This is a genomic window from Oryzihumus sp., assembly GCF_036391795.1.
Lineage (GTDB): Bacteria > Actinomycetota > Actinomycetes > Actinomycetales > Dermatophilaceae > Oryzihumus.
Genome location: NZ_DASVZH010000315.1, coordinates 1 through 5,820 on the forward strand (window position 1 = coordinate 1; position 5,820 = coordinate 5,820).

General features: G+C 71.6%; 6 protein-coding genes and 2 tRNA genes. 4 read left to right on the forward strand and 4 right to left on the reverse strand.

The genetic code is table 11. From position 1 onward, the window contains the following. Positions 1–1,054: HAD-IC family P-type ATPase (locus VF825_RS19150; protein ID WP_331116402.1), on the forward strand; the 1,054-nt coding region annotated here is incomplete at its 5' end. A 108-nt stretch (positions 1,055–1,162) separates the two neighbouring features. Here the strand turns inward: VF825_RS19150 and VF825_RS19155 are convergent. From VF825_RS19155 to orn, 3 genes are all read right to left on the reverse strand, one after another. Next, entirely contained in the window at positions 1,163–2,284 is a 1,122-nt protein-coding gene (locus tag VF825_RS19155) for an alkaline phosphatase family protein (protein ID WP_331116404.1), read from the reverse strand. 399 nt (positions 2,285–2,683) lie between these two features. Next, positions 2,684–2,759: transfer RNA gene (locus VF825_RS19160), tRNA-His, on the reverse strand. Positions 2,760–2,880: 121 nt separating this feature from the next. Continuing rightward, positions 2,881–3,510 (reverse strand): oligoribonuclease, encoded by a 630-nt coding sequence (gene orn, locus VF825_RS19165; protein ID WP_414695901.1) that lies wholly within the window; start codon positions 3,508–3,510, stop codon positions 2,881–2,883. A 41-nt stretch (positions 3,511–3,551) separates the two neighbouring features. Here orn and VF825_RS19170 point away from each other — a divergent pair, with 41 nt between their 5' ends. Beyond that, entirely contained in the window at positions 3,552–4,664 is a 1,113-nt protein-coding gene (locus VF825_RS19170) for a PrsW family intramembrane metalloprotease (protein ID WP_331116406.1), read from the forward strand. A gap of 6 nt (positions 4,665–4,670) precedes the next feature. On the opposite strand, the gene VF825_RS19175 is transcribed toward VF825_RS19170, so the two are convergent. After that, positions 4,671–5,282: a hypothetical protein gene (locus VF825_RS19175; RefSeq protein WP_331116408.1), complete on the reverse strand. Its 612-nt coding sequence runs from the start codon at positions 5,280–5,282 to the stop codon at positions 4,671–4,673. Between the two features lie 172 nt (positions 5,283–5,454). Between VF825_RS19175 and VF825_RS19180 the strand changes: the two genes are divergently transcribed. Both VF825_RS19180 and VF825_RS19185 read left to right on the forward strand, forming a co-directional pair. Beyond that, a tRNA-Arg gene (locus VF825_RS19180) sits at positions 5,455–5,528 on the forward strand. 99 nt (positions 5,529–5,627) lie between these two features. Then, the coding region (locus tag VF825_RS19185) for a hypothetical protein (RefSeq protein WP_331116410.1) at positions 5,628–5,820 on the forward strand (193 nt) is incomplete at its 3' end.

The window sequence follows — 5,820 nt, forward strand, 5'->3', positions numbered from 1 at the left end:
GCTCTTCAAGAACGCCAGCGCGCTGGAGACCTCCGCACGGATCGACACCGTCGTGATGGACAAGACCGGCACGCTGACCAAGGGCGAGCCTGAGGTCACCGACGTCGTCGTCGACGGGATCAGCGCCGAGGACCTCCTGCCGTTGGCCGCGGCCGTCGAGCGAGAGTCCGAGCACCCCCTGGCGGCGGCCGTGGTGCGCCACGCCCAGGAGCAGGCGGCCCCTGTCCTGGAGGCAGCGCAGTTCCGGAGCGTGCCCGGGCACGGGGCGGGCGCGGTGGTCGCCGGCCGTCGCGTCCTCGTCGGCAACCGTGCCCTCATGGCCACCGAGGGTGTCGAGCTGCATGGCCTGCTGGACCGGCGCGACGAGCTCGCCGCCGCGGGACGCACCGCCGTGATGGTCGCCGTGGACGGCCGCGCCGCCGGCGTCATCGCTCTGGCCGACGCCCCACGCGACACCGCTGCGGCCGCGGTGCAGGCCCTGCACGAGGCGGGCGTGCAGGTGGTCATGCTCACCGGGGACAACGAGGCCACAGCGCGCCGCGTCGGCGGCCGGCTCGGCATCGACACGGTGATCGCCGAGGTCCTCCCCGGCGACAAGGCCGCTCGGGTCGCCGAGCTCCAGCGGGCCGGCAAGCGGGTGGCGATGGTCGGCGACGGGGTCAACGACGCACCAGCCCTGGCCCAGGCCGACCTGGGCATCGCCATCGGGGCCGGCACCGACGTGGCCATCGAGACCGCCGACGTCGTGCTGATGCGCTCGGACCCGCTGGACGTGCCGGTGGCGCTGCGGATCGGGCGCGGCACGCTGCGCAAGATGCGCCAGAACCTGGGCTGGGCCGTTGGGTACAACGCCATCGCGCTGCCCATCGCGGCCGGCGTGTTCGAGCCAGCATTCGGTCTGGTGCTCCGACCGGAGATCGCCGCGCTGTCGATGTCCGGGTCCAGCTTCCTCGTCGCCGTCAACGCGTTGCTGCTCAAGCGTCTCCGGCTTCCGGCGCCCGCCGGCCCGGCCCCCGCACCGGTGCCGCGGGTCGGGGCGCCCACGTCAGCGTGATCGTCCCGGACGTTCGCAGCCCCTCATGCCCCTCGCCGGGTGAGCAGCACGCGACCGCCCCGCTCATCGAGAGAGCGGGGCGGTCGCTGGACGAGAGGGTCTGCTGCGTCAGTGCTCGGCGATCGCCGTCCACATCGGCACGACGCCACCCGCGGTGTCGCCGGCGTGGCCGAGGTGGCCGAGGCGCCAGTTGTCCTCGATCGTGGTGAGCAGCGAGTAGTGGTTGTACGGCGTGTGGTCGACGCTGTGGTGCGCCCCCGAGCCGGTGACGACGATCGCGGGGATCAGCCCACCGCCATACGTGCCACCGGGCCAGCTCGCGCTGACCCGCGCGTCGCCCTTGGCGACGTACGGGGAGTCGCAGCACCCGTCGGCGTTCTCCCAGCCGCCGGTCTCGGCGTTGCCCGTGTAGTCGTTCTCGTCGGTGACGATGACGATCGCGGACTTCTTGGTCCAGGCCCTGGAGGACATGATCGTGGTGACCGCGCCCTTCACGAACGTGTCGGCCTTCTGCTTCAGGGCCGCGTCGTTGGCGTCGTCCTTGGCGCTGCCGTAGGGGCACGGCGTCTCCGGGTGGCCGGCCACCGTGTCGTAGACGCCGCCGTGCATGTCGTTGCACTGGTTGGGCGTGATCCAGACGAACTGGGGGGCGTCCTCGGCGTTCAGGTCGGAGCCGAGCGCGCTGTAGTCCTTGACCTTCGCCATGCGCGCCGGGTTGTTCTTCACGTCGTCGAAGAGCACGAACGGGTTGTGCTTCTTGGCGTAGAGCGAGATCAGCGAGCCGTCGGCGCGGGCCGGACCGAAGCGGTCGAGCTTGTTGGCCGGCAGGTCCTGCATGTAGGCGCCCCAGTTGATGTCCTTGGACTCCAGCTGGTCGACGAGGTTCCTGCGGTCGAGGTTGACGACGTTCTGGTCGTTGTCGTCCTGGATACCGAAGTTGTCCCCGGCGATGCTGGCGAGGTAGTTCGGCATCGAGGGGTGCGTGACCCCGTAGTAGTGGTCGGCCACGGTGTACCTGGCCGCCAGCGAGTTGAGGAACGGCGCGTTCGCGTCGCCGATGACGCTGGACTGTGAGTGGTTCTCCAGCATGATCACGAAGACGTGGTCGAGGGGCGGCCCCTGGGGGTGGTCCTCCCTGGGGGAGGGGGCGGCCACCGCCATGCCCGAGGCGATGGAGGCGAGCCCGCCTGCGGCGATCAGGGCCGCGGCGATGGAGGTGCGTCGTCGCACGACGAGGTCCTTTCGGGGAGCGCCGAACAGGGTCCGGCAGGGTCCAGGATGCGGTTCAGGCAACGCCAGCAGGCGGAAGGACCGAGAGAGCGGCGCGGAGCCACTGCACACCCCCTCCTGTGCACGACGACGTGGTGGCGTCATCTGCCGAGTGCCTCCCGCTCCGCGGAGCGGGAAGGTCTGGCACCCGGGCAGGATCCGTTGCCTCGCGCAGTCAAGCAGCAGGTCACCCCTCGTGCAAGAGCCTTCGGAGGAGTCGCGTGCGAGGTTGTGAAGTAACCGATCGCCTGACGGCGTCGAGCCCTTCCCGGCCGCGGTGTCCACCGCCCCCAGGTGGCGGTCTCGCGGGTGAAGCAGTCGGGCCCCGGCACCGCTTGCGCGGAGCCGGGGCCCGACCCGTGGGGTGAGTGACGGGACTTGAACCCGCGGCCACCTGGACCACAACCAGGTGCTCTACCAGCTGAGCTACACCCACCATGCCGAGCGACCGCCGCAAAGGTGGCGGTCGCGTGTTCAGCGGCGCCTATCGTACTAGGTCCGGCGGGGTGTTCCGACCACCCCCTGCCAGCACGCCGGCGTCGGCGCGTCGGCGCAGGTCAGGCGCCGGGGATCTCGTGCCGGGCGGCCATCTCCTTCGCCGCGTCGGAGTCCGGGCCGGGCTGCTCGACGAAGACCGCCTCGCGGTAGTAGCGCAGCTCGGCGATGGACTCGCGGATGTCGGCCAGGGCGCGGTGGCCGCCGGACTTCCTGGGGGAGTTGAAGTAGACGCGGGGGTACCACCGGCGCGAGAGCTCCTTGATCGAGGAGACGTCGATGATCCGATAGTGCAGGTGCGCCTCGAGGTCGGGCATGTCCCGGGCGAGGAAGTTGCGGTCGGTGCCGACGGTGTTGCCGCCGAGCGGTGCCTTGCGCGGCTCGGGCACCCACTCGCGCACGTAGGCCAGCACCTGGTTCTGCGCGTCCTCCAGGCTGATGCCCCGGTCGAGCTGCTCCAGCAGGCCGCTGGTGGTGTGCATGTCGCGGACGAAGTCGTCCATCTGCTCAAGCGCGGCGGCCGGGGGCTTGATGACCAGGTCGACCCCGTCGCCGAGCTGGTTGAGCTCGAAGTCGGTGACCAGGGCCGCGACCTCGATGAGGGCGTCGTGCTCCAGGCTCAGGCCGGTCATCTCGCAGTCGATCCACACGATGCGGTCGTTGGTCGCGCGGTCGTTACCGTTCGTCGTCACGCAGGACACCCTACGGGGGAGGCTGCACTAGCCTGCGCGTCATGACGTGGGGAACGCGGTCGGTGATCCGCCGCTGGGTCCAGGGCGCCGTCATGATCGTGGGCTTCGGGGTGTGTGCGCTGGTGCTGGGGGAGGCTGCGGGCGTCAGCGCCGGGGTGGGGGCCTCACTGCTCGGCGTCCTGCTCGCCGTGCTGCCCCTGGGCGTGGTCGTCCCGGCGTTCCTGTGGCTGGACCGGTTCGAGGCCGAGCCGACCCGGCTGCTCGTGTTGACGTTCCTCTGGGGCGCGCTGGTGGCCAGCGCGGGGGCCCTGGTGCTCAACACCTCCACGATGGTGGTGCTGCGGAACGCCGGCCAGGACCCGCTCACCCTCGGCGCGGTCGTCGTCGCCCCGGTCGTCGAGGAGACCCTCAAGGGCCTGGTCGTGCTGCTCATCTGGCGGCTGCGCCGCCAGGAGTTCGACGGCATCGTCGACGGCATGGTGTATGCCGGGCTGTCCGCGGCCGGGTTCGCCTTCGCGGAGAACATCTTCTACCTGGCCCGCGCCTTCCACGACACCGGCGGTGCCGGCCTGGCGACGGTCTTCCTCCTGCGCGGGGTGATGGGCCCGTTCGCCCATCCCGTCTTCACGATCTGCACCGGCATCGGACTGGGCGTCGCGGCGACCACCCGGCGCACCGGCATACGCGTGCTGGCCCCGCTGCTCGGCTGGCTGGCGGCGGTGACGTTGCACGCGACCTGGAACCTGACCACCGTCGCCGGGATCCAGGGCTTCCTCGTGGCCTACGTGTTCCTCCAGGTGCCGCTGTTCGCCGCGTTCATCGGGGTGGCTGTGTGGGCGCGCCGGCGGGAGGGCAGGCTCATCGGCGTGCACCTGGTGCCGTTCGCCGACGCGGGATGGCTGACCTACCCGGAGGTGCGCATGCTCGCCTCGATGCCCGACCGGCGCCGGGCCCGGGTGTGGGCGCGGATGACCGGTGGGCGGCGCGCGCTGGCGGCGATGACCGCCTTCCAGGACACGGCCAGCGAGCTGGCCCTGCTGCGGATGCGTGTGGTGCGCGGCGTTGCTGGGCAGGAGGCACCGGCACGCGAGCAGGCCCTGCTGATGGACCTGGCCGGCCACCGCCGCGAGTTCGCCGGGACCGTCCTGACCTGACCGCGCTCAGGCGGTGTGCACCGCCGCCAGCAGGGCGGCGTACGAGCGGACCAGCGCGGCCCGCTCCTGCGCGACCAGGGGGTTGCCGCGGTGGTGGCCGTCGCGGACCCACTCATCCGAGAGCCGCATCGCCTCGGCGCGCTGCTCGGCGGCGAGGCGCACGTCGGTGGGGTCGACGCGGTACGTGTGGGCGTAGAGCCGTTGGAGTGCCTGGACGAGCTCCTCGACGGCCTCGGGCGTGGGTGGCTTCTCGCCGCGCTGCACGCCGCGGTGGATCCGCCACCACTCGACCTCGAGCCGGGCGGCCTCGGTGACGTCGAAGTCCTCGCGGTGGGTGTGGGCGACGAGCGCGTAGAACTTGCCCATGAACCGGCGCGCAGCCTCGGGGTCGTTGTCGGGGTAGGGCGCCCACACCTGGTTGGCCCGCAGCACCCACCAGGCGCCGAGGGCCGTGCGCGTGCGGTTGAGCCCGAAGGCGTGCCGCACCACCCGCACCGCGGCCTTGAGGAACGGCCACCACTCGCGGCGGTAGTAGCTGACCCACGTCTCGCACTCGAGCGTGCCGACGAGGCGCGGGTCGAAGTAGCGCATCGGTGGCGCCTGGCTGCTCTGCTGCACCCCTTCAGTGAACCGTGGGAGGGTCGCGCGCGCCCCCGCTTTCTGACGGAGACACCGTGGACCCCTGGGCGGGGCCGCCGTCCGGGACCGCCTCTCTGCCGGACTGCCACCGGGTATGCCGTGTGCTCGCCTACACTTCAGGCGTTCGCGGCGCTTCGGGCACCCGCGACGAGCCCTCGTAGCTCAGCTGGATAGAGCAAGAGCCTTCTAATCTCTAGGTCGCAGGTTCGAGTCCTGCCGGGGGCACAGGCTGTTTCTGCAGGTCAGGAACCTGGCGGAGGGGCGCGGCTGGTCGAGTTCCCCGATTAGCCGGTCCGGGCCCCGCGGCTGCCCGATGATGGCCGAATGAGCGTTCACGCTGAGGCGCCGCGCCGCTCGCCCCTTCGCTGGGCGGCCACCGGCGCGTTCGCCTTCGGCGTGCTCTTCGCCCTCCACCACGTGCTGCAGGGATCCGGCCCCGCCGGCACGTCGGCGTCGGAGGTGGCCGCCTACAACGTCGCCCACCGCGGTGCCCTGCTCGGCAGTGAGGTCACGCTGG

Coding starts and splice junctions, on each gene's coding strand:
- VF825_RS19170 (WP_331116406.1), top strand. CDS start 3,552: ATGACGTGGGGAACGCGGTCGGTGATCCGCCGCTGGGTCCAGGGCGCC.